The organism is Povalibacter uvarum (assembly GCF_014202975.1).
Lineage (GTDB): Bacteria > Pseudomonadota > Gammaproteobacteria > Steroidobacterales > Steroidobacteraceae > Steroidobacter > Steroidobacter uvarum.
In genome coordinates, this window is sequence record NZ_JACHHZ010000006.1 from 471,936 (window position 1) to 493,058 (window position 21,123).

The 21,123-nt window shown below is 63.3% G+C and carries 20 protein-coding genes and 1 riboswitch; of the genes, 5 read left to right on the plus strand and 15 right to left on the minus strand.

Features of this window, described 5'->3' with window-relative positions:
- Positions 1–84 precede the first annotated feature (84 nt).
- Positions 85–654: a hypothetical protein gene (locus tag HNQ60_RS24365; RefSeq protein ID WP_184335384.1), complete on the minus strand. Its 570-nt coding sequence runs from the start codon at positions 652–654 to the stop codon at positions 85–87.
- 178 nt (positions 655–832) lie between these two features.
- On the opposite strand from HNQ60_RS24365, the gene HNQ60_RS24370 reads away from it, so the two are divergent.
- Positions 833–2,647, plus strand: coding sequence for a monovalent cation:proton antiporter-2 (CPA2) family protein (locus tag HNQ60_RS24370; RefSeq protein WP_184335385.1), 1,815 nt, complete (start codon positions 833–835; stop codon positions 2,645–2,647).
- Positions 2,648–2,650: 3 nt separating this feature from the next.
- Here the strand turns inward: HNQ60_RS24370 and HNQ60_RS24375 are convergent, their stop codons facing one another.
- From HNQ60_RS24375 to HNQ60_RS24435, 13 genes are all read right to left on the minus strand, one after another.
- Complete coding sequence (locus HNQ60_RS24375) at positions 2,651–2,980, minus strand: hypothetical protein (RefSeq protein ID WP_184335386.1); 330 nt, start codon at positions 2,978–2,980, stop codon at positions 2,651–2,653.
- 236 nt (positions 2,981–3,216) lie between these two features.
- On the minus strand, positions 3,217–4,140 hold the full coding sequence (locus HNQ60_RS24380; RefSeq protein WP_184335387.1) for an AgmX/PglI C-terminal domain-containing protein: 924 nt from the start codon (positions 4,138–4,140) through the stop codon (positions 3,217–3,219).
- 13 nt (positions 4,141–4,153) lie between these two features.
- The gene (locus HNQ60_RS24385) at positions 4,154–4,708 is read right to left on the minus strand and encodes an ExbD/TolR family protein (protein WP_184335388.1); all 555 of its coding nucleotides are present in this window, start codon (positions 4,706–4,708) and stop codon (positions 4,154–4,156) included.
- Positions 4,705–5,211, minus strand: a complete 507-nt coding sequence (locus HNQ60_RS24390; protein WP_184335389.1) for an ExbD/TolR family protein — start codon at positions 5,209–5,211, stop codon at positions 4,705–4,707. The genes HNQ60_RS24385 and HNQ60_RS24390 overlap by 4 nt, the downstream gene beginning before the upstream one ends.
- A gap of 33 nt (positions 5,212–5,244) precedes the next feature.
- Positions 5,245–5,937: a MotA/TolQ/ExbB proton channel family protein gene (locus HNQ60_RS24395; RefSeq protein ID WP_184335390.1), complete on the minus strand. Its 693-nt coding sequence runs from the start codon at positions 5,935–5,937 to the stop codon at positions 5,245–5,247.
- Between the two features lie 180 nt (positions 5,938–6,117).
- The gene (locus HNQ60_RS24400) at positions 6,118–6,567 is read right to left on the minus strand and encodes a hypothetical protein (protein ID WP_184335391.1); all 450 of its coding nucleotides are present in this window, start codon (positions 6,565–6,567) and stop codon (positions 6,118–6,120) included.
- On the minus strand, positions 6,564–7,280 hold the full coding sequence (locus HNQ60_RS28185) for a tetratricopeptide repeat protein (RefSeq protein ID WP_184335392.1): 717 nt from the start codon (positions 7,278–7,280) through the stop codon (positions 6,564–6,566). Before HNQ60_RS28185 ends, HNQ60_RS24400 begins: the two co-directional genes overlap by 4 nt.
- A 25-nt stretch (positions 7,281–7,305) precedes the next feature.
- Positions 7,306–10,128: a tetratricopeptide repeat protein gene (locus HNQ60_RS24410; protein WP_184335393.1), complete on the minus strand. Its 2,823-nt coding sequence runs from the start codon at positions 10,126–10,128 to the stop codon at positions 7,306–7,308.
- Positions 10,125–12,128, minus strand: coding sequence for a tetratricopeptide repeat protein (locus HNQ60_RS24415; RefSeq protein ID WP_184335394.1), 2,004 nt, complete (start codon positions 12,126–12,128; stop codon positions 10,125–10,127). The genes HNQ60_RS24410 and HNQ60_RS24415 overlap by 4 nt, the downstream gene beginning before the upstream one ends.
- A 4-nt stretch (positions 12,129–12,132) precedes the next feature.
- Positions 12,133–12,747, minus strand: a complete 615-nt coding sequence (locus HNQ60_RS24420; RefSeq protein ID WP_221304422.1) for a hypothetical protein — start codon at positions 12,745–12,747, stop codon at positions 12,133–12,135.
- 16 nt (positions 12,748–12,763) lie between these two features.
- Positions 12,764–13,321, minus strand: coding sequence for a TlpA family protein disulfide reductase (locus HNQ60_RS24425; RefSeq protein WP_184335395.1), 558 nt, complete (start codon positions 13,319–13,321; stop codon positions 12,764–12,766).
- 128 nt (positions 13,322–13,449) lie between these two features.
- A riboswitch (cyclic di-GMP riboswitch) is annotated at positions 13,450–13,533 on the minus strand.
- Between the two features lie 200 nt (positions 13,534–13,733).
- Positions 13,734–13,940, minus strand: coding sequence for a hypothetical protein (locus tag HNQ60_RS24430; protein WP_184335396.1), 207 nt, complete (start codon positions 13,938–13,940; stop codon positions 13,734–13,736).
- A 53-nt stretch (positions 13,941–13,993) separates the two neighbouring features.
- Positions 13,994–14,461, minus strand: coding sequence for a hypothetical protein (locus HNQ60_RS24435; RefSeq protein ID WP_184335397.1), 468 nt, complete (start codon positions 14,459–14,461; stop codon positions 13,994–13,996).
- 421 nt (positions 14,462–14,882) lie between these two features.
- On the opposite strand from HNQ60_RS24435, the gene HNQ60_RS24440 reads away from it, so the two are divergent.
- From HNQ60_RS24440 to HNQ60_RS24450, 3 genes are all read left to right on the plus strand, one after another.
- Positions 14,883–15,476: an ECF-type sigma factor gene (locus HNQ60_RS24440; protein WP_221304423.1), complete on the plus strand. Its 594-nt coding sequence runs from the start codon at positions 14,883–14,885 to the stop codon at positions 15,474–15,476.
- 14 nt (positions 15,477–15,490) lie between these two features.
- On the plus strand, positions 15,491–18,310 hold the full coding sequence (locus HNQ60_RS24445) for a protein kinase domain-containing protein (protein WP_184335398.1): 2,820 nt from the start codon (positions 15,491–15,493) through the stop codon (positions 18,308–18,310).
- A 185-nt stretch (positions 18,311–18,495) separates the two neighbouring features.
- Positions 18,496–19,320: a lipid-binding SYLF domain-containing protein gene (locus HNQ60_RS24450; protein WP_184335399.1), complete on the plus strand. Its 825-nt coding sequence runs from the start codon at positions 18,496–18,498 to the stop codon at positions 19,318–19,320.
- An 81-nt stretch (positions 19,321–19,401) separates the two neighbouring features.
- Here the strand turns inward: HNQ60_RS24450 and hppD are convergent, their stop codons facing one another.
- Positions 19,402–20,487, minus strand: coding sequence for a 4-hydroxyphenylpyruvate dioxygenase (hppD, locus tag HNQ60_RS24455; protein ID WP_184335400.1), 1,086 nt, complete (start codon positions 20,485–20,487; stop codon positions 19,402–19,404).
- A gap of 136 nt (positions 20,488–20,623) precedes the next feature.
- Between hppD and HNQ60_RS24460 the strand changes: the two genes are divergently transcribed.
- Positions 20,624–21,097 carry a MarR family winged helix-turn-helix transcriptional regulator gene (locus tag HNQ60_RS24460; protein ID WP_184335401.1) on the plus strand — a complete coding sequence of 158 codons (474 nt, stop codon included), beginning with the start codon at positions 20,624–20,626 and terminating at the stop codon, positions 21,095–21,097.
- Positions 21,098–21,123: the final 26 nt, after the last annotated feature.

Here is a 21,123-nt window from a genome sequence, read left to right on the forward strand (position 1 = left end):
CTGCCGATGGCAGAACGCCTACCCCACCAGGATCCTACGGCCAGCTGGCCGGCTAGCCTGCCAGCCAGAGCGCGCCTTGCGCGTCTACGCCACTCTCGCGGGGAAGGTCTTCAGCAGCGACTGCTTGCAATTGGTGCAGACGCTCCTCTTCAGTCGGGGCAGCGTTTCCGCGGCCTCGATGCGCAACGTGAGCTGGGCGTTCTCGACTTCTTCCCACGCACCGATCCGGACCTGAATCCGATTGCACCAGGCGCAGAACGGCAACTCGTTCGTGTTCCTCGGGTACGCCAGGTCGAGCAAGGCAACCGCCGGCCGCTTCTCCGACCACACGGGTTCGAAGACGTGCCGGATTGCACTCTCCGGCAACGGATGCAGCTCGACGTCCCACACGCGACGGACAGCCGCTGCGTCACTGCGCATCGGCACGAACACTGGAGCACCAACCGCACGCACACGCTCGAAGAGAATCTCCCAGAGCTGACGTACCTGCGTGCCCTCGACGAAATCCCAGAGCGGACGACCGATGACGTCTTCGATGCCGGTCACGCCGGGCACGCGATCGCGCACGAGATCCACCCAGGCAGCATTCGCCGACGCGATGCGGTTGCGCGCATCGATCGTGTGCTCCGGGCGATCCTGTGTAACCAGACTCATCGACTTCCTCGAGGGGCAATGTGCCCACAATTCGGCCGCATCATCCTGTAGGGGGTGCAAAAGCAGCCATGAGGTCCGCCCTGATTGCCCGCCCATCCGCCCGCGCATTGCACTTGTTACGATGGCTGTGCACGGCGCCAGAATCCCGGCGCCCGGTTACGCGATCGAGGTCACGCTCATGTCACTGCTGGTCTACGCGGCCATCTTCCTCACGGCGACCGTGATCGCCGTTCCGCTATGCCGCAAGTTCGGGCTTGCGTCGGTACTGGGGTATCTCCTTGCGGGAATGCTGCTGGGCCCGTGGGGGCTTCGCCTTATCCAGGACGGCGAAGGTGTGCTGCACGTCGCCGAATTCGGCGTCGTCATGCTGCTCTTCGTCATCGGGCTCGAACTGCAGCCGTCGCGACTTCGGGCAATGCGCAAGGCGGTGTTCGGGCTCGGCCTCACGCAGGTCGCAGTGACTTCGATCATCGTCGGCGTCATCGCCTGGCTGATGGGCCTGAGCACGCATGCCGCAATCGTGGTGGGCTTCGCCCTTTCGCTGTCTTCCACACCGCTCGTGCTGCAATTGCTCGCGGAGCGTCATCAACTCAACACTCAGCATGGACGATCGGCGTTCGCGATCCTGCTGTTCCAGGACATCGCCGTGATGCCGATGCTCGCGTTGCTGCCGCTGATGGCGGCGCGGGCCTCCGAACAGACCGTGGTGGAATCGCTCCTCGTCGCGGGCAAGGGAATCGCGGTTCTTCTGCTCATGGTCTTCGGCGGACGCTACGTGCTGCGCCCTCTGCTGCGCACTGTCGCCGAGACGCGCGCCAAAGAAGCATTCACTGCCGCCGCCCTGCTGGTGGTCGTCGCGACCGGCCTGCTGTTCAACGCCGTCGGCATGTCGATGGCGCTGGGTGCATTCGTCGCCGGCGTGCTGCTCGCCGAAAGCGAATACCGTCACGAACTGGAAGCGGACATCGAACCTTTCAAGGGACTGCTGCTGGGACTCTTCTTCGTCTCGGTCGGCATGACCGCCAACCTGGGCTCATTGCTCGATCATCCGGGCCGGATCACCGCGCTCGTCGTGGGACTCATGGCGGTCAAGTTCACGCTGATGTGGCTCATCGCCCGCTTCATGGGTTACGCAGCGGATGCCTGCCGCGGCATGGCGTTCTCTCTTCCCCAGGGCGGTGAGTTCGCTTTCGTTCTCTTCGCAATCGCCGTCAGCCACGGGATCATGGCGCAGTCGCTCGCCGATACGCTCGTGATCGTCGTGACCATCACCATGATCGCAAGCCCGCTGCTCATGCGACTGCAGTCGTTCGTCGAGCTGAAGATGGGTGGAGCGGAACCGCGCGCCTTCGATGAAATCGACAGCACCGACAGCCGCGTGATCATCGCGGGCTTTGGCCGCTTCGGCCAGATCGTCGGCCGCGTGTTGCGCATGCGCCGGATCTCATTCACCGCACTCGAATCGGATGTCGCCCAGGTCGACTTCGTTCGCAGATTCGGCAACAAGGTCTACTACGGCGATGCATCCCGTCGCGACGTGCTGCAAGCCGCCGGTGCGGAGCGCGCCGAGATCCTCGTGCTCGCCATGGACGATATCGATCTATCGGTGCGAACCGCCGCGCTGGTCCGGCGTCACTTCCCGCATCTCAAGCTGTTCGCCCGGGCCCGCAATCGCCAGCACGCGATAAGGCTGCTGGATCTCGACGTCCGGTACGTGATCCGCGAAACGTACCTCTCCAGTCTCGATATGGCGCAGCATGCGCTGGAAGCGCTGGGGCTCTCGCGCGCCGATGCGATCGAGAGCATCTCGCGATTCGATTCACACGATCAGCGCACGCTGGAGAGGCAACGCGAGGCACGCGACGACGAACAGAAGCTGATCCAGTCTTCGCAGCTGGCTGCCAGGGAACTGGAACAGCTCTTCGAAACGGATACCGCGACCAGTCATGCGCCAGCACCGGCGGCTGCGCAGTCTGACGCGACAGGCAGCTGACTGTCAGCCGAGAGCCTGAATGGTGCGCGTGTAAGCGGAGTGAACGAGCGCTTCGATGGTCTTCTCGCTGCGCGGCGCCAGCAGCAACTTCAACAGCACCTCGTCGGCGGGCCGCGCCGGATCATCGATCAGGATCTGCTCGATGAACCGGGTCACGCGATGCTGGATCTCGTTCACGAAGCGCAGCTTGTTCGCATCGATGTCCTGATTGCTGCCCGGGCTGTAGAAGTTGCGGGCGTCGAGCGTCAGTTCATACATGAAGCGCGCGAGAAACCGCGCTTTGTCGATCGACGACAGATCGACGAAATTCCTGACCTCGGAGTCGATATTCATGGAACGGATGATTGCGGGGGCGGCCTGGGGAAAGCAAGGCGGGACGAGGAACGGCGGCGGCAACGGGATGGGCGGTAGACGGGCTACTGGCTGCTGGCTGCTGGTTGCTGGCCAGAGCATGAGTCGGAGCTCAGAAGGACAGGCGAATGGATTCTGTCGAATCCGGAAACGAAGAAGGGGCCAGCGGCCCCTTCTTCCATTCTGGCCAGCAGCCAGTAGCCAGCTGCCTTCCTGGCCTACGCCGGGAAGAAATCAATCGGCTTCGTCGTCGTAATCGTCTCGACGTCGCGCGCCTCGAACCGGAACGACTTCACTCGGGCGACCAGCTTGCGCTCGAGGTCCGGATCGTTCAGTTCGCTCGAGACCACACGGCACTGCGTGATTTCACCCGTCGACGCAATCGTCAGCTCGAGCACGACTTTGCCCTTGAGGTCGGGTTTGTCGCGCAGCGCGCGGCTGTAGAGAGCGTAGATCGCGCCCTTGTTGCGGTCGAATATCAGCTCGATCTCTTCACGGCTCCGGGCGGCCTTCGTGCTGCCGGCGCCGCGCTTCACGCCGTCGTCGGCCTGCGCTGCCAGCGTCGAAGACGTCACCTGCGTCGTGGTGTGGCCGGTCAGCGAGCCTGCGCCGCTGCCATAGCCGCGACTCAGTGCCGCGGTGTTGATGCCACCGCTGTTCGAACCGACCTTGGACGTGATGAGCGACCGTTCGGAGCTGGTCGTCTCGCCGACCTTGCCGGACAGGTTCTTCGTCATCGCGGCCTTGTCGAGCACCGAGTTGTCGCGCAGGTCGGCGAGCTGATCCTGCAGCTTGAGCAAGCCGGCGTTCTGCGCCTTCTGGCGCGCATCGGGTTTCGGGGGTTGCGGCTTCGGCTCGATCTTCTCGATCGGCTTCGGCACTTCCTTCGGCTCGACCTTGGGCGGCGGAGGCGGTGGCGGCGGAATCTTCTTTTCGATGACCAGCTTCACCACGCGATCCGGCAGATCCGGCGCTTTCGCCAGCTTCTTGTCCGGCGTCGGCATGAACGTGATGATCAGCGCGAGCAACCCGAACAGGATGAACAGGTTGCGGACGATGTTGCGGAAGCGCTTCTCGACCGCCTCGGTCGGCGACCAGGGCAGTTCGTAGAGACGGTAAAACGGGGCGATGGCCGTGCTCATGTGGTGCGCCCCATCAATTGCGATTCGCCGCGCTCAGCGACGCGGTGCGATTGGAGTTGAGGCTCGTATTGAGCTCACGCTCCACCACTGCCAGCGAAACCTTGCCGTAGTCGGCATCGGTGCACGTCGCCATGACCTTGCGCAGCACTGCGTAAGGCGTGTGGCGATCGCCGAGAATGGTGACCGTACGATCGGCAATGTCCTGTTTCGCGGCATCCGCGAGCACTGAATCGCCGACCGACTGCAGCGCCTGCTTCAGCGGCGCGATCACAGTGTCCTGCGCCGCGACGATGTCGGAGACTTTCGCCACCGCACGTCCGTCGACCAGCAGGTCTTCCTTCGTGATCATCACGACGACGCTCGGCTCCGGCTTCTTATCGGAGATCGATTCGGGGATCGAGATGTTCTTCGAATTCGGCAGCACATCGACGTCCGACGTGTGCACGAGCAGGAAGACCACCAGGATCATCAGCATGTCGATGAACGGCACCAGGGTCATGTGACCGGCCGCTTCGGCACCGCCGCCCTTACTGCGCTTGCGATGGCGCTTGATGCGATAAGGAGTCATGTTGGCGCATCTCCAACGGAAACATCAGGAAAGAGTTCCGCGATATCCCACTGCGAACCCGGCACCTGGAACACGCGAACCGTATCCATCACCTGCACGAGCGTGTCGTACTGGATGTCCTGCTCGAGCAGAATCGTTGCGTTGAGCGTGTCCGGGTACTTCGATTTCACGAGCTGCAGGTATTCCGACAGGCTCTTCAGATCGTACTTCTCGCCGGCGAGCGGCACAGTGCGCAGCACGCCAGTGCCGCGATCAGCCACTTCGATACCGGCCTTGCGCACGATCACTTCGAGATTCAGTCCCTTCGGCAGATCGGGGACGGCGCTGTCCGCGCCCGGCAGGTTCAGCTCCAGGACATTCGTCTTGGTGAACACCGCCGTGAAAATCAGGAAGAACACCAGGATGATCATCATGTCGATCATCGGCACGACATTGATGTCATGTCGCCCACGGTAGCGCGCGTGATTACGCCGCACGCGCCCCGCGACTTTCGACTGCGCCATGGCCGTCTCCGTAGCGTCTTGAGCGTTCGATTCTTAACCGTGCGCAGAAGCGCGGCCGCGGGGAGCCGGCGCGGGCGCATCTTCGTCGGTATCCTGGCGACGCTCGACGACGGAGTTCAGGAACTTGACGTTGGCGATTTCGAGGCTGTCGATCAGCTTCGTGGTCTTGGCTTCGAGGAACATGTGGGCGAGCAGCAGCGTGATCGCGACGAACAGACCCGACGCGGTGTTGTTCATGGCGACCGAAATGCTGGCGGCGAGGAGGTTCGCCTTCTCCGCCGGGTTCGCCGTCGCGATCGAGGCGAACGCCGCGATCAGGCCGATGACCGTACCGAGCAGACCCGTGAGCATGCCGATGTTGGCGAGCGCCGAAAGATAGTGCGTGCGCTTCTCGAGCTTCGGAATGATTTCGAGCAGGCTTTCGTCCATCGCCTTCTCGACGTCATCGCGGCGACGAGCGCTCGCGAGACGGGCAATGCCGTAGTTGAGTGCGGTTGCGAGCGCAGCGCTCGACTTCTGGGTGACGGTGATCACCTGACGGAAGTTGCCCTGGCTGATCAGCGGGGCCACCTGCGCCCAGACGCGCCGGTTCACCGTCGTCTCCTTGGTCAGGTACACGAAGCGCTCGATCGCGATCGCCACGCCTACCACGAAGATCGCGGCGAGCATGTACAGGAAGGGTCCGCCTTCCTTGAAGAAGGCCACCACGTAATCCAGGAAAGTCATCGCTAGGTACTCCTCTGCCGTCCCGTGCCGCGCTGCCAGAAGCGCGTGTGAAAATGAAATCTGTTTCGTGCGTCAACCGGCGGGTGCCACGCGCTCTGCGTTGCGCACGTATCGCTCCCGGCCAGTCATGCGAGCGTTCTGTAGTGCTTTATCGCCTTAGGTAAAACTGTACGCTGCGACCTACTTCTCAGGACCTGCTTGCGGCGCCTGAGAAGCGGGATTCGCCTTGTCACCGCCAGACGACACTGCACCGTAGTACGTCACTTCCCGACGAAAAACGTCACGGTCGACCGGCGTCAATGCTTCATCGAGGAGCGTGTTGAAAGGCTGCGCGGGCAGATCGCCGATATCGGCTTTCTTCCACGGAACGATGTAGAGAACCTTGGGCAGCTCGCGATTGCCCGTCACGACGGTGGTGTTGAGCTCGAGACGGTCGCCCCGGCGGCCCGAAGCAGGCTGCTGGCCGCTGGCTGCTGGCTTCTGGCCAGAACTCGATGCGCGAGGCGCGGCGCTCTCTGAAAGCGGCTTCTCCTCTTTCGGCGCATCGGTGTTCGGTGCCGGCGGCTCGGCCGCAATCGCAGCCGTCGCGACCAGGGACAACAGGAAAAAGACCTTGTGAGCTTTCATCATTCGGCACTCGCACTGCGCTGCTGGCTGCCCAGCCGCGTCTTCAGTTCGGTGACCCATGCAGCCACCTTTGCGTCCGGCGATGCGGACAACGAGAGGTAGCGCTCGTAGGACTCCAGCGCACGCTGCGGCTGCTGGAGATACAGATCGCACAGCACACCCAGATTGAGGTGCGCGAGTGCGTAGTTCGGATCGATCTGCAGCGCCCGCTGGTACGCCTCGTCGGCCTCCTTGAAGCGGCCCATGCGGCGATTCACGATGCCCAGCTGGTTGTACGCAGCGGCACTGTTGCTGTTGCGCGCGATTGCAGAACTCAGCGTCTTCTCGGCATCTTCGAGCTTGCCTGCCTTCGTCTGCAGGATCGCGATATTCAACAGCGGCCCCGCGTAGGCCGGATAGTTATCGCCGAGTGTGCGAAAGGTCTGTTCAGCGGCCGCCGCGTTGCCTGCCATCGCAGCGACCGCACTGTCGAACTGCTGCTGTGCTTCGGGCGGAACCGGAACCTCCACAGGCGCGGCAGCTCCAGTGGCCGCATCAGCAACAGCCGTCTTCGATTGGGCAGCCGCGCTCGACGACTTCGCAGTCGGCGCCGCAGCCGCCTCTGTCGCCTGCGGAACAGCGTCCGGCTTCCTCGGCTCGGATCCACAAGCCGCGAGCCCGAGCAGCGCGCTCGCAACGAGAACACCATTCAGCAGAGCTGCGCCACTCTGGCTCACAGCTCGCTGCTCACAGCTCACAGCTTCAGCGAATCGCCTGAACATACTCTTCACCAATCTCAGCCTTCGCGTAGCGTGCCGGCTTGAGTTTCGCGAGCACATCGAAGCTGCGCTGCACCCACTCGTCGTAGACACCGTCGCCCGTGCGGGCGGCATTCGTTTCATGCAGCTCGATCGCCTTCTCTTCGAACGGGAAAGCCTGTTCTTCGAGCAGCACGTCGTACTGTTCTCGCGATTCTTCGTCGAGACCTTTCGGCCGCTCCGACGTCATCAGGTCGGCCGCGAGCTGACGATAGAGCTCAGCCATGCCGTAGTTCGACGCGGTCGTGACTTCCGCCACGCCGTAGTCGAGTGCCTGTCCATACGTCGCCAGCACCTTCTCCATTGCGCCACGCTTCGCCTTGAGAGACTTGTCGAGCGGCACCACGAGCTTGATCGAGGTAAACATGGCGACCTGGGGCTCAGCCGTCTCGAGCGTCGCCTTCGCCGCGAGGTACTTGCTGCGATCCGTGCGTGCCGCACCCGCGGACTTATCGGCCACGATGATCTCGTTGATCCACTGCGACCGTACCCGCACGTCGTTCTGCGCCTTGGCCATATCGGCCAGACGCTGACGTGCGTTCTGCGCCGGATCGAGCGGCGATGGGAATTGCTTGACATAGTTGGCATAAACACGCGCGGCATTAGCCTGCGAGCCCGCCTTCTCGTACAGGGTTGCCGACTGCCACAGCGCTTCGCGACGAACGTCCGCCGGCTCTTCGGTGCGTCCCGCGATGCGCTCGAACTCGGCAGCCGATTCGCCGGCGCGGCCCGTTTCGAGATACGCGACTGCGAGCGAGCGAGTCACATCGGGATTGAGCTGATGCCCCGGATACTTCCGGCGGAAGCTCTCGAGCACCTGCGAGGCGCGATCCCACTGCTTGTTGTTCAGCAGGATGCTCGCCGCGTCGTATTCGGCATTCGCGCTGACCTTTGCGTTCGGCGCGAGAACCGCTACACGCAGGAAGTCGTCGACCGCACCAGTCGCATCGCCCGCGGTCTGCTTGGCTTCGGCCTGCTTGTAGACCGACGCTGCGATACGCTCCTCGATCGCAGGACGATCCGGATCATTCGCGGGCAGGAAGCCCTGCACACGGATGTAGGCAAGCTCCGATTCCGCGAACCGGCCACGATCGAACAACGAATGCGCGAGCAGCGTCGACGCCGTGCGCTGGAACTGGGTGCTGACCGGAGGCTTGCGCTCGAGGATCTGCTGCGACACTTCGATCACGCGATCGAAATCGTTCAGCGCGAACAGCTCCTGGTCCGCCTTCGTCAGCACGCGGGCTGATTCGGGATGCTCAGGGAAGCTCGTCGCGAACATGACCTGGCTTTCGATGCCCTGGCGATGCCACAGAGCCTTCGATTCACCGGTGATCGTCGCTTCGTGCTTCGTGTAAGCGACCAGCGCCGCATAACCCGCGGCAGCAGACTTCGCGTGCGCCGGGTAGTCGTACGCCGTGCGCTCGTATTCCTTCGCCGCTTCCGCGAAGCGCCCGGATTCGAACAGCACTTCACCCAGCAGGTAGCGCGTGGCGGGTGCCTCTGCATCCTGCGGGAACGAATCGAGCATCGCGCGATACCAGCGCGCCGCAACTGAGTAGTCCTCGGGCTTCTTCGATTTCTGCGCCTGCGCGTGGTAGTACTCGGCCAGATCTTTCTGGTTGGCTTTCAGCTGCGCGGCGACTTCCGGTGCGTCCTGCACAGTGCGGTTCGCCCAGAACGCGGAGCCGAACGCGTAGCGCTCCACGAAAGCCTGCTTGCCTTCCAGCACCAGCGAGGCGAAGCCGCCCTTCTGGTACGCCTCGATCGTGCGCATCTGCAACGACGGCGCAAAGCGATCGTCCGGGCGACGTTTCGCGAACGCTTCGAACGCGAGCGCCGCGTCCTGATAACGTTCCTTCTCGATGTAAAGATTGCCGAGACTCTCGTAGAGCAGGTGTGCGTAGACGGGATCACCGCGCTGCTTCAGGAACGCATCGAGGGACGCGGGTCCGTCGATGTCGTAGAACGTGATCGCCACGGCGCGGAATGCATCGTCCGTCAACTCGCGCTCGGGCCGCTGGAGCGAATCGCGCTCGCGGAGCTTGCCGTCGCGGGTGAGCACGCGGTCGATGACTTTCAGGAACGAACCAACGCTCTCCTCGCCCCGGCCCTGCTTGAACAGCGACCAGCCATGCTTGTAGAGGCCCTGGTCGTAGTAGCCGCTCTCGGGTCCCGCGGCGACGACAGCTGCGTACGCGCGTTCGGAATCCTTGTAGCGAGCCGCGCTGAACAGAATTTCGCCGCGACGGAACTGGGCTTCGGTGGCCCACTTGCTGTTCGGATAGTTCGTGACCATCTTGTCGAGAACGGCCAGCGCTTTCTCCGGTTGCGCCTCCGACTCGTATGCACGCGACAGCTGGTACATCACGGCATCGTTGCGTTCGTACTTCGGATACGCAGCGAGCAGCGATTCGTACAACTTGATCGCTTCCTTGTTCTCGAGGCCATTGAAGTCGTCGCCACCGGCGGCACGCGCCGCTTCGTCGACTTCGACCTGCAGGTCACCGAGACGACGCATCGCTTCCGCGCGCATCTTCTCGTTATCGGACTGCAGCTCGAGGAAGCGCTTGTACTGCTCGATCGCCTGCTGTGGCTGGACGTTCGTCGGCGGATCCTTGTCGATCTGGATCTGACGCGTCTCGAGATCCTTGATCGTGCCGGTCGGCTTCGGCTTCTTTTCCGCCGAGTAGACCGGCGAAGCACCGAGCGCCAGTGCAACGGCTCCGGCGACGAGTGCGGATGCCAGGGTATTGCGCGCCTTCATTGCGCACCTCCCTGGCTACCCGACGACTCCGCGGGCACGTTCGTGCTGCTCGTGCCGGAAGCGGCGCGATCGTAGATCGACGCCAACGCGAAGCGCGCCTGCAGCGAGTACGCCGCCAGCCGCTCCTTCTGCGATTCGAGCTCGCGCACCGCTACCGATGCGAGGTATTGATTCTGGGCATCAGCGGTCGCGCCAAGACGGGCCATGAGGCCATCGATGCGAGGACGCAGTGCCTCGACGCGCTTGGCGAACGCTTCAGTCCGCGCGGGGTACTCTTCACGAGCCCGCTCGATCAGCACCCAGCGACGGCGTGCTTCCTTGTACGCGACGTCGAGCTCACGCAGTTCCTTGCGAGCCTTCCACAGGCGCGCCTTATGGCTCGACGAGAAATCCCACGTGAGACGGCCGCGCAGCAGACGCACTTTCTCGCGCATCTCCTGAACCATCGGATCGGAAGGATCGGCCTGCGCCAGCACCTTCTCGATTCGCTGCACTTTGTCCCACTGTTCGAGCTCGCGACTGCTCGCGAGACCGGCTGCATCACCTTCGCGCTCGATCGCCGCCAGGCGGGATTCGAGCTCGGTACGCCGTGAATCGAGCGCATCGAGATCGACGGTGTCGAGCGTCTGCTGCAACTGCGGCAGCCGCTGCGCGAATGCTTCGCGCCGGTTGTCGACCATGTCGTCGAACGCCGTGATGCTGAGCTGCCATGTCGCGAGATTGCGCTGCATGAGCCGCAGGTCGCGATAGTTCTTCAGGCCTTCCTGGAACTCGTTCGTTGCCAGCAGGTGGTAGAGGTAGCGCGTTTCGGGCGCGTCCGGCAGTTCCTGCAGCTGCCAGAACCAGCCGGCCTGATCAGCCTTGTCGTTCTCGGCAATCGCGTCCAGCAGGCGACCGCTGCGAATCGCGGCGATCGATTGATCGATGCGCGCAGCTTCGTCGCCGAACGCGTTCACCGCGAGCGTGTACTGTTCGACGGCCTGGCGATTGGCTTCGAGCTGTGCGTAGGCATATGGGATCGCGAGATAGGATTCCTGCACAGCCGCATCGAGCATGTTGCGGTCACGCAGCTCCATCCAGGGAACCAGCGCCTTCGTGAACTGCTTCTCCGCCGAGTCGGCCCAGCCGACACCGAGCAGCGCCTTGTTCGATTGCGGACCTTCGAGGCGGACCCGCTGCAGCACGGTTTTCGCGTCGGCCGGACGATTCGCCTTCAGCCATGCAAAACCGAGTGCGAGGTTCGCCTTGTCGCGCAGCGCCGCGAGTTCGTCGGTCGGCGCCGAGATCTGCCCCACTTCATCGAGCAGCTTGGCCGCATCGTCGAGCCGATCTTTCCGGACCAGCGCAACGCCGATGTTGAAGCGGGCATACGCGGACCATGCGTCGGAACGATCACCCACCGGCTGCCAGCGCTCGAGAGCGGCGATGGCTTCGTCGTAGCGATCGAGGTACATCAGCACCTGTGCGTGCAACAGGTGACGCTCAGGCTCGAGCTCACCGGGCAGCGCGCCATGAATCGAAGCAAGCGCGTCCGCGGCCTGCTCGAGATAGTCGCGCTGGTACCAGACCTTCGCCAGGTAGAACCACGCGCGGTTGCGGACGTCGAGCGGCACATTGTCGTTCAGCAAGGCCTTGAAGATGCGGCCGGCTTCTTCGTGCTGGCCCAGCGACAGGTACAAACCGCCTTTGAGCAGTTCGGCCTCGACCGTGTGATTGCCGATGCGATCGAAATCCTGCGAAGCGCCCAGCCGCGTGAGCGACTGCACGTAGTCGCCCTGGTAGAAATAGAACAGCACGTCGCCCCAGTGCAGATCCTTCACGACTTGTGGCGTACCGACGAGGGGCTTCTCCTCCGTCTGCTTCTCGCCCGCGATCGCGGGCGAAGCCGCAACGGCGGTCAGCGCCGCGGCGACGAGGACGGATGCGAGACGATGGCGCAGGCAATTCGGCATCAGCACACCGGTGACTTGGGGGCCGTGGGCTTTGGAGCCAGGGGCCACTGCGTCATTCCCATTCCTTGATGACGAACTCGGGCTGCGCCTTCGAAGCCCGGTCACTGATCTTCAGCTCGACGTACTTCGCGCCGACACCCTTGTTCAGCTTGATCGTCGCCCCGCGACGATAGTCGCGCACATGCGGGCCCTGCCCGGTGAACAGCGCAATGAGCTCGTGATCACCGGACTTGAGGTTGCCGACGAACACGCGATGCACGCCGCCCTTCAGCAGGGCCTGCGCTTCACGCTCGGTGTAGAGGTAGTTCGCGACTTCCTTGTTGTCGAGCTTCAGCGTCACCGAGTCGACCGCGAAGTACTCGCCGACGTCCATCGACACGAACACGGCGACCTGCGTGTTCGCGGGGAACAGCAGTTCTTCTTCGAGCACGAAGAGCTCGCGATTGAGATCCAGCACTTCCTTCTTCAGGGACTGCACTTCCTGATCGAGGCTCTTGAAGTCGCCGCCCGCGGCCGGATCGGCCGCGGCAACAGCTGGCGCCGTGGCCTCCTGCGCCGTCAGCGGAGTCGCGAGCACGAAGAATGTCAGCAGCGACAGGAAGGCGTGACGAAACATGGTGCGTACCCGGTTCATGCGGTCGGCGAAAATGGAATGAATTGCGTTCATGCGTTGGGGCGCCGGCTCACTCGTCGTTGAGGAGCTTGCGCAGCTGTTCGGTATAGCGCTTCTCGTAGCCGGGCTTGAAGCCTTCGGAGACGTAGCGCACGACGCCTTCGCGATCGATCAGCACGGTGACCGGCATCGATCCGACTTCGTAGGCGCGGCTGACTTCCTTGCGCTCGTCGAAAAGCACCGGATAAGTGACCTTCAGCGTTCGCGCCATCTCGGTCGCGCGCTCGGACGTGTCGTCGATATTGATGCTGAGCAGCGTGAGGCCCGCGAGCTTGTACTTGTTGTAGATCTCATCGAGCAACGGCATCTCCTGCCGGCACGGTCCGCACCAGGTCGCCCAGAAATTGATGATGATCACGTCGCCGAGGTGCTCGGACAGCCGCAGGTTGGCATCGCCCAGCGAGCGCAGCGCGAAATCCGGTGCAGGCTGACCCACGAGCCCTTCGGCATGGGCACCAACCGGCGCCGACAGAATTGCCGCAACGCAGACAGCGCGCAGGACGCGCTCCACGAGCGTGCATCGCAGCGAGCGCCGCGGAACATCACGAATCGAAGTCTGATGCAGCATCGAACTGAGGTACGCCGATCGCAGTGAATGGTTGCAGCCGAATACGCTGACCACGGAGGGCGGAACGCCGCAGACGCAGAGGAAGGACAGTCGGCCCGGTAAACCCCGATGAACGGGCTCGCCGAAACGCTGGCAACCCCGCTGTCCTAGGAAGTCCCCGTAGACCGGTGGCTTTGCGTCCTCACCTTTCGGTGAGTTTGCCTTTGCGATGAGGCGGTTTCGCCGCCATCAAACGCGCGAGTTAGGGTGCCAAACGGCGTGCAAATATGTCAACGAACGAAATGTGATCCCGGCGGCGCAAATCTGCGACGACATGTGACTCCGCGCACACTTCAGCTCGTTGTCTGTGTCTACAGACAACGAGAGGCGTGCAGCGCGACCGGGGTAATCGGCGCTGCACGCCTTCGGCGGTTCAGAGAGGAACGCGCGGTGCGATGTAGTCCGTGCTGGTCGCCGTGGCCTTCCACATCGCGATCATCTCCGGCGTTGCCTCACCCTGCATCGCGGGTGCTGCCTCGACGACCGCCTGCGCGCTCGCCTGGCCGTAGAGCATGGAACCGGCCACTGCCGTGCCGAGCGTGAGGAGGAGTGCCGCACCGATAGCGATTCGAGTCTTCATGATGATCTTCTCCGTCAAATTCTTTGCTGGTCAGATTCGTTTTGGCCGATTTTTCAGACGAGCTGCGGACGCTTCACGTCCACGGCATCGGTGAGCTGCGGACGCTTCACATCAACCGCGTCAGCAAACTGGGGACGCTTCACGTCGACTGCATCAGCAAGCTGCGGGCGCTTCACATCGACTGCATCGGCAAACTGCGGACGCTTCACGTCGACTGCATCGGCAAGCTGCGGACGCTTCACATCGACGGCATCGGCGAGTTGCGGACGCTTCACATCGACTGCATCGGCAAGCTGCGGGCGCTTGATGTCGACGACATCGGCGAACTGGGGACGCTTCACATCAACGGCATCAGCAAGCTGCGGGCGCTTGATGTCGACGACGTCCGTGAGCTGCGGACGCTTCACGTCGACTGCATCAGCGAACTGAGGACGCTTCACATCGACCACGCCGTCTGCCGTGGCCTGAGCCGAAGCGGCGAGAGCAGCAAGAACGAAGGAAGCGACGATTGCATTGCGCATGACTGAAAACCCCGTGGAAAAGTGAGAGAGAGTACAAATGGAATATGTAAATAAACCGTCCGACGTCAGTTGTCGGTTCAACGGCATAAGCGACGTGCCTGTGTGATCCCCATCACACGCGCTACTGGACATTAGGACAAATTGGCCAACAATCAGCGCATGGCGGATGAGTATGCGGGGGAAATCCCTTACAGAGGGCAAACGGCCGGGTGAGGGTTCGTCGTAGACGCATTGCGGGCACCAGCACGCAGTCGTCCGACGGCCAGCCATGCCAGAATCGCGTTCGGGAGCCCACATCGCCGGCCAATTCATTTAAATTCCGGGGTGGGTATCCGGACTTACCCGGATCTACGGGACAGCGGAGCTTTTTCTGAGCAATACGATCGCAGCGGCGATTCCCCAGACCGACCGGCAAGAGGCGGTGACCCGCCTTCTGTCTGCCTGGCAGTCCGGGGACGCGCTCGCCCTCGAGCGGCTGACGCCGCTCATTTATGAGGAGCTGCGCGATCGTGCCCGCCGCTACATGAAGAACGAGCGGGCCGGGCATACCCTCCAGGCCACCGCGGTCGTCCACGAAGCCTTCGTCAAGCTCGTGGAAATGAACATTTCCTGGCAGGACCGGGCTCACTTCTTTGCTGTCGCCGCCCGCCAGATGCGCCGGATCCTGGTCGACCACGCCAAGGCCCGCTATCGAAGCAAGCGCGGGGGCACGAATACGACGACCACCGGGATGATCGACGAGCTGCCGATGACCGAATCCATGGGAATGGGTCCGGTTACCTCCGGCGACATCGACGTGCTGGAGATCGATGAGGCCCTTCAGCGCCTGGCGACCCACAACCTGCGGCTGTCCGAGATCGTCGAACTGCACTACTTCGGCGGCCTGACTTACCAGGAGCTCGCCGAGACCCTGAAGGTCTCGGAAGCCACCATCGACCGCGACCTGCGCCTGGCCAAGGCCTGGATTCTGCGGCAGATCCGGCCGCAACGCCCCAGGGATCCCGAGGGCGTATGAACATGAGCTCAGGGATGAACTCCGCCGCCGAAGGGCCAGTGAACGGCGACACCCCACCCAGCGAGAAGACCGGCGAGAACCGCTCCATTTCCGAGCGCTGGGACCGGCTGCAGCATCTGTTCGAAACGGCGATCGCCCTGCCGCCCGGGGAATGGCCGGCCTTCGTGGAGCGCGAGGTTCCGGACGACCCGGAGCTGCGCACCGAGCTGCTGGAACTGCTCAAGTACGATCCGGGTGACCACACCTCCCCTCTGACGCACGCCCTGGGCGCGGCTCTGAACATCACTTCGCGCGACCGCCGCCGCCAACTGGTGGGCAAGGTCGTCGCGAACTACCGCCTGAAGCAGGTCATCGGCCACGGCGGCACGGGCACCGTCTACCTGGGCGAGCGCGCCGACCGGCAGTATTCCGCGCAGGTGGCCATCAAGATCGTGGACGGCGCCGCCGTCTACGACACGCTCGGCCAGCGCGTCCGGGCGGAACGCCAGATCCTGGCGAGCCTCAACCATCCGAACATCGCGCGACTGCTCGATGCGGGTGAAATCGACGACGGCCGGCCCTACCTGGTCATGGAGTACGTCCATGGCCAGCCGCTCGATCGCTTCTGCGACGATCCCAAGGTCCGGCTGGACCTGCGGGGGCGGCTCGAGCTCTTCATCCAGATCTGCGCGGCCGTCCAGTACGCCCACCAGAACCTGGTCGTCCACCGCGACCTGAAGCCCGCGAACATCCTCGTCACGGCCGGCGGCGATCCGAAACTGCTCGACTTCGGCGTGGCCAAGCTCCTCGACGCCGGCAGCGCTGGCGCAACGCTCGCCCTTACCCGGCTGAGCGACCGGTTGCTGACACCGGAATACGCCAGCCCTGAACAGATCCTCGGCCGCACCGTAACGACGTCGAGCGACGTGTACGGACTCGGCGTGGTTCTCTATGAGCTGCTGACGGGTCTGCGGCCGTATGTCGTGCCTGCCCAGGCCACGCAGCTTCAGCTCGAGGGATTGATCTGCGTCTCCGATCCCCTGCGTCCCAGCTCGGCGGTGCGGAGGGTCATCGATGCCGGCGACAGCGCCGCGCAGAGTTCACTCGTCGATATCGCCAATTGCCGGCACCTGACGCCGGAGCGCCTCGCCCACCGCCTCGAAGGCGATCTCGATGCGATCGTCATGCGCGCTCTGCGCAAGGAACCGAACAGTCGTTACGGCTCGGTCGAACAGTTCGCCGAAGACATCCGCCGGTTCCTGAACAACGAACCGGTACAGGCGCGGCAAGGTAACTGGATCTATTACTCGCAGCGGTTCGCCCGTCGTAATTCGCTCGCCGTCGCCGCCGCCAGCGTGTTCATCCTGTTCCTTGCGACATTCGGCATCGTCATGTCGGTCCAGCGTCAGCACATCGCGGAGGAACGCGATCGCGCCACGGCAGAAAGCGAGCGCGCCGAGCGCGTATCGGACTTCATGCTGCGCGTCTTCACTGCTGCCGATCCCTTCGAGAACAACGGCGAAGTGCTGACAGCCAGCCAGCTCCTCGACCGCGCCGCCGGTACGATTCAAAGCGAACTGAACGAGCAGCCCGAAGTCAGGGCACGACTGCTCGAGGCTATCGGGCGCGCTTACCGGCGCCAGAGCCAGCCGGAGCGAGCTGTTACGTTCCTCCAGGAATCACTGCGCGTACGTCGACAGGCCGGCGTCGCCGAAACGGCGCAGACCGGTCAGCTCTTCACCGAGCTCGCGATTGCACTGCGCAACGCCGGCCGCTTCGCCGAATCGGACCGTGCCTTCCAGGATGCGCTGCGCATCGCGCAACAATCCGGCAGCGAAAACCCTCTCGTGCAGTCGCGCCTGCTGGTCGATCTCGGAAGGCTGGAGATGTTCCGCAGCAACGTGGATGCCGCGCAGAAGCACTTCAGCGATGCACTGCGCATCACCCGCCAGGCGCTCGGCCCGCGCAACCAGGACGTCGGCGAGATCCTGCTCGAAATGGCCAACATCCTGTCGTGGCGCGACGACCTCGACGGCGCTGAAGCCGCAGCCCGCGAAGCCCTGAGCATCTATCGCGAGCTCGTGCACCCGCAACATCCGGACAGCGTGATGGCGAGCATCCGGCTCGCAGGCGTGCTGCTGCTGAAGGGACAGACAACGGAAGCCGGCACGTTGTACGAAGGCGCCATCAACATGCAGCGCGTGCTGTATGGCCCCAACAGCAGCCAGGTGGCCGATTCGCTGGATTCGCTGGCCCAGGTGCGCCTGGCGCAGAACAATCTGAAAGACGCCGAGCAACTGACACGCGATGCCATCGCCATCAACAAGGAAGCGCGCGGCGACAACTTCTATATGACGGGCTATCTGCAGACGTCGCTGGCCCAGATCCTCTCGCGACAGGGACGCTACGCCGAGGCCGAGGCTCCGCTGCGAGCTGCACTCGATCTGTACGGACGCACTCTGCCGCCTGATCACCAGTACGTCGCCGCCGCCGAATATGTGCTCGGCGAAGTCCTGCTCGCGACCAACCAGCTGAGCGACGCGGAAGCCGTGCTCACCGCATCGATGAATCGCTGGCGTCGTACCGATGCCCCCGCGTGGCGCGCTGCCCGCTCGGCGAGTGCACTGGGCGAAGCGCTCTATCGCGAGGGGCACATCCAGGATGCGGAGAAGTATTTGCTCATGGGCTATCGCGAGCTCTCGACCGAGAACAGCGCCGACAAGACCACGCGACAGAAAGCGCGCGATCGCGTCACCCGCTTCTACACGGAGCGAGGCGAGCCCGACAAACTGCGACAGCTCCTGATCACGATGGAGCCGAGCACTACGACGGTTCGAGACACGCGAAACAACTAAGAGCCTCGTTCGCACGAAGAAGGCTCACAGCGGATGCAGGTACTGCAGAGCGCGCTGAACGTTTCGTATCTGCTACAGTCCCACTTCATGAGCCCGATCCCTACATCACGTGGGAACAGGGCCCGCGGATCCCACGTTAGTGGAGTGCCGCTTCCCGCACTCCGACAAAGAGGTGTCAAGCAACGATGCGAGCGCAATCCTTCCTGAGCCGGCTTCTGATTCTGGCGACAGCTTTGGCTTTCAGCGCGGCGTCGGTCGCAGGCGAGCGACAGGACGCGCGGCTTCTCACATCCACGCAAGTGCTCGATGAGCTCATGGGGATGCCCGAGCAGAACATCCCGACCTGGCTGCTGCAGCGTGCTTATGCCATCGCGGTGGTGCCGGACGTCATCAAGGTCGGCCTGGGTATCGGCGGTCGCCGCGGCAAGGGCGTGATGATCGTGCGTCGTGACAGCGGAGCGTGGAGCAATCCGGTCTTCGTGAATCTCACGGGCGGCAGTTTTGGATTTCAGGTGGGCGTGCAGTCGACGGACGTCGTGCTCGTCTTCACGTCGCGCAAGAGCATCGAAGGCATCGTGGGCGGCAAGATCACGCTGGGTGCGGATGCATCGGTCGCGGCGGGCCCCGTCGGGCGGCAAAGCTCCGCGGCTACCGACATCGGCCTGACGGCACAGGTGTATTCGTACTCGCGCGCCAGCGGCCTGTTCGCAGGCGTAGCGCTCGATGGCTCCGCTCTGACGATCGATCAGCGATCGAATGAGGCTTACTACGGCAAGCCGAGCGTGCTGGCCAGCGACATCATCCGGGCGGATGCCCCTTCCGCGCCATCGACCGGCCAGGACTTCATCGCCGCCGTTCAGCGCGCTGCGGGTTCGCCTGTCGCCAGCACCGCGGCACCGGCGAATTCACCGGCTCCGACGAACACCCCCGCACCTCGCGCCGCCGACGAAGGCTCGCTGACGACGTATCCGATGGAGGATGCGAATCCGGGGTCGGAGCCGCCGCAGTAAGCTGAGGTCAACCCCCCGCAAGCGGGGATCCATCTTGTCGAGAAGGATGGACTCCCGCGTGCGCGGGAGCGACAACCCGTCTCAGATCACTCCGCGGCGCATCTGATCGAGCTCGATCGATTCGAACAGCGCCTTGAAGTTGCCCTCGCCGAAGCCGTCGTTGCCCTTGCGCTGAATGATCTCGAAGAAGATCGGGCCGATGACGTTCTGGGTGAAGATCTGCAGCAGCACGCCTTCGTTGTTCGCGGGATTCCCGTCGATCAGGATGCGGCGCGACTGCAGTTCTTCCAGCTTCTCGCGGTGACCCTGCACGCGCGCATTTACACCTTCATAGTAGGTATCCGGCGAGTCCTGGAACTGCACGCCCTGGTTGCGCAGCACATCGACGGTCGAATAGATGTCGTCCGTACCGAGCGCGATGTGCTGGATACCTTCGCCCTGGTACTCGCGCAGATATTCTTCGATCTGCGACTTGTCGTCCTGCGATTCATTGATCGGAATGCGGATCTTGCCGCACGGGCTCGTCATCGCGCGACTGAAGAGACCGGTCTTCTTGCCTTCGATGTCGAAGTAGCGGATCTCGCGGAAATTGAACAGGCGCTCGTAGAAGCCTGCCCACTTGTTCATATTGCCGCGCGCGACGTTGTGCGTGAGATGGTCGATGTAAGTGAGGCCCGGGGACCGCTGCGAAGCCGCCGATGCGACCGGCACGAAGTCGACGTCATAGATCGTGCGTTCGCCGTAGCGATCGACGAGATAGATGAGACTGCCGCCGATCCCTTCGATAGCGGGAATCTGCAGCTCCATTGGGCCCACACGGGTTTCGACGGGCTTCGCACCGAGCTCGACGCAGCGACGGAATGCGGCAGACGCATCCTTCACGCGAAACGCCATCGCGCAGGCCGACGGTCCGTGCGCCTGCGCGAAACGCTGACCGAAGCTGCCTGCTTCCGCGTTGATGATGAAGTTGATGTCGCCCTGACGATGCAGCGTGACGTTCTTGCTGCGATGCCGCGCTACCGCCGGAAATCCCAGGCGTTCGAACAAAGTGCGCAGCAACTCGGGATCGGGCGCCGTGTATTCGACGAACTCGAATCCGTCCGTGCCCATGGGATTTTCGAAAGTGAACTCGCCGGGACTGCCGGCAGTTTTCGATTTCGCATTCATTGGGTGTCACCTGGCATTGCAGCGCGACATTGCATACCGAGTCAACGCGCGCACGTGAACGATGCGGGCGATATTGCAGCAAGTAGTTACAATTGCAACCATTGCCGCCGTACGAGGCGGCCCACAGCCGGCACTCATGCGTAAAAACAAGACCTCGCCGAGCCCGCGAAGCGACCGGCTCCATCTCGATCGCTTCATCCCCTATCGACTCTCCGTGCTAAGCAACACAGTGAGCATGAACATCGCGCGCGCGTATGCGCGCGAGTTCGACCTGTCCATCCCGGAGTGGCGCGTCCTCGCCGTGTTGGCGCGCTACCCCGACCTCTCGGCGGTCGACGTCGCCGAGCGTTCGGCGATGGACAAGGTCGCCGTGAGCCGTGCCGTGCAAAGTCTCCTCGCCTCGAAGCGTCTCGTGCGCTCGTACGACAAGGTGGATCGACGACGCAGCGTGCTCAGACTCTCCGCCGCAGGGCAATCTGTATACACGCGCGTGGCCCCGCTCGCGCTGGGCTACGAGCAGCGGTTGATGTCCGCGCTGTCAGCCACCGAGCGACGCTCGCTCGATCGGTTGCTGTCGGTCCTGCTCGAACGTGCGCAGCAGATGAAATGATCGTCATCCCGGCCGCGCGGCGCGTG

What these genes read in the sequence shown, in the direction of transcription:
- HNQ60_RS24365 (WP_184335384.1), bottom strand. Translation starts at nt 654, where the DNA reads ATGAGTCTGGTTACACAGGATCGCCCGGAGCACACGATCGATGCGCGC.
- HNQ60_RS24370 (WP_184335385.1), top strand. Translation starts at nt 833, where the DNA reads ATGTCACTGCTGGTCTACGCGGCCATCTTCCTCACGGCGACCGTGATC.
- HNQ60_RS24375 (WP_184335386.1), bottom strand. Translation starts at nt 2,980, where the DNA reads ATGAATATCGACTCCGAGGTCAGGAATTTCGTCGATCTGTCGTCGATC.
- HNQ60_RS24380 (WP_184335387.1), bottom strand. Translation starts at nt 4,140, where the DNA reads ATGAGCACGGCCATCGCCCCGTTTTACCGTCTCTACGAACTGCCCTGG.
- HNQ60_RS24385 (WP_184335388.1), bottom strand. Translation starts at nt 4,708, where the DNA reads ATGACTCCTTATCGCATCAAGCGCCATCGCAAGCGCAGTAAGGGCGGC.
- HNQ60_RS24390 (WP_184335389.1), bottom strand. Translation starts at nt 5,211, where the DNA reads ATGGCGCAGTCGAAAGTCGCGGGGCGCGTGCGGCGTAATCACGCGCGC.
- HNQ60_RS24395 (WP_184335390.1), bottom strand. Translation starts at nt 5,937, where the DNA reads ATGACTTTCCTGGATTACGTGGTGGCCTTCTTCAAGGAAGGCGGACCC.
- HNQ60_RS24400 (WP_184335391.1), bottom strand. Translation starts at nt 6,567, where the DNA reads ATGATGAAAGCTCACAAGGTCTTTTTCCTGTTGTCCCTGGTCGCGACG.
- HNQ60_RS24410 (WP_184335393.1), bottom strand. Translation starts at nt 10,128, where the DNA reads ATGAAGGCGCGCAATACCCTGGCATCCGCACTCGTCGCCGGAGCCGTT.
- HNQ60_RS24420 (WP_221304422.1), bottom strand. Translation starts at nt 12,747, where the DNA reads ATGAACGCAATTCATTCCATTTTCGCCGACCGCATGAACCGGGTACGC.
- HNQ60_RS24425 (WP_184335395.1), bottom strand. Translation starts at nt 13,321, where the DNA reads ATGCTGCATCAGACTTCGATTCGTGATGTTCCGCGGCGCTCGCTGCGA.
- HNQ60_RS24430 (WP_184335396.1), bottom strand. Translation starts at nt 13,940, where the DNA reads ATGAAGACTCGAATCGCTATCGGTGCGGCACTCCTCCTCACGCTCGGC.
- HNQ60_RS24435 (WP_184335397.1), bottom strand. Translation starts at nt 14,461, where the DNA reads ATGCGCAATGCAATCGTCGCTTCCTTCGTTCTTGCTGCTCTCGCCGCT.
- HNQ60_RS24445 (WP_184335398.1), top strand. Translation starts at nt 15,491, where the DNA reads ATGAACTCCGCCGCCGAAGGGCCAGTGAACGGCGACACCCCACCCAGC.
- HNQ60_RS24450 (WP_184335399.1), top strand. Translation starts at nt 18,496, where the DNA reads ATGCGAGCGCAATCCTTCCTGAGCCGGCTTCTGATTCTGGCGACAGCT.
- hppD (WP_184335400.1), bottom strand. Translation starts at nt 20,487, where the DNA reads ATGAATGCGAAATCGAAAACTGCCGGCAGTCCCGGCGAGTTCACTTTC.
- HNQ60_RS24460 (WP_184335401.1), top strand. Translation starts at nt 20,624, where the DNA reads ATGCGTAAAAACAAGACCTCGCCGAGCCCGCGAAGCGACCGGCTCCAT.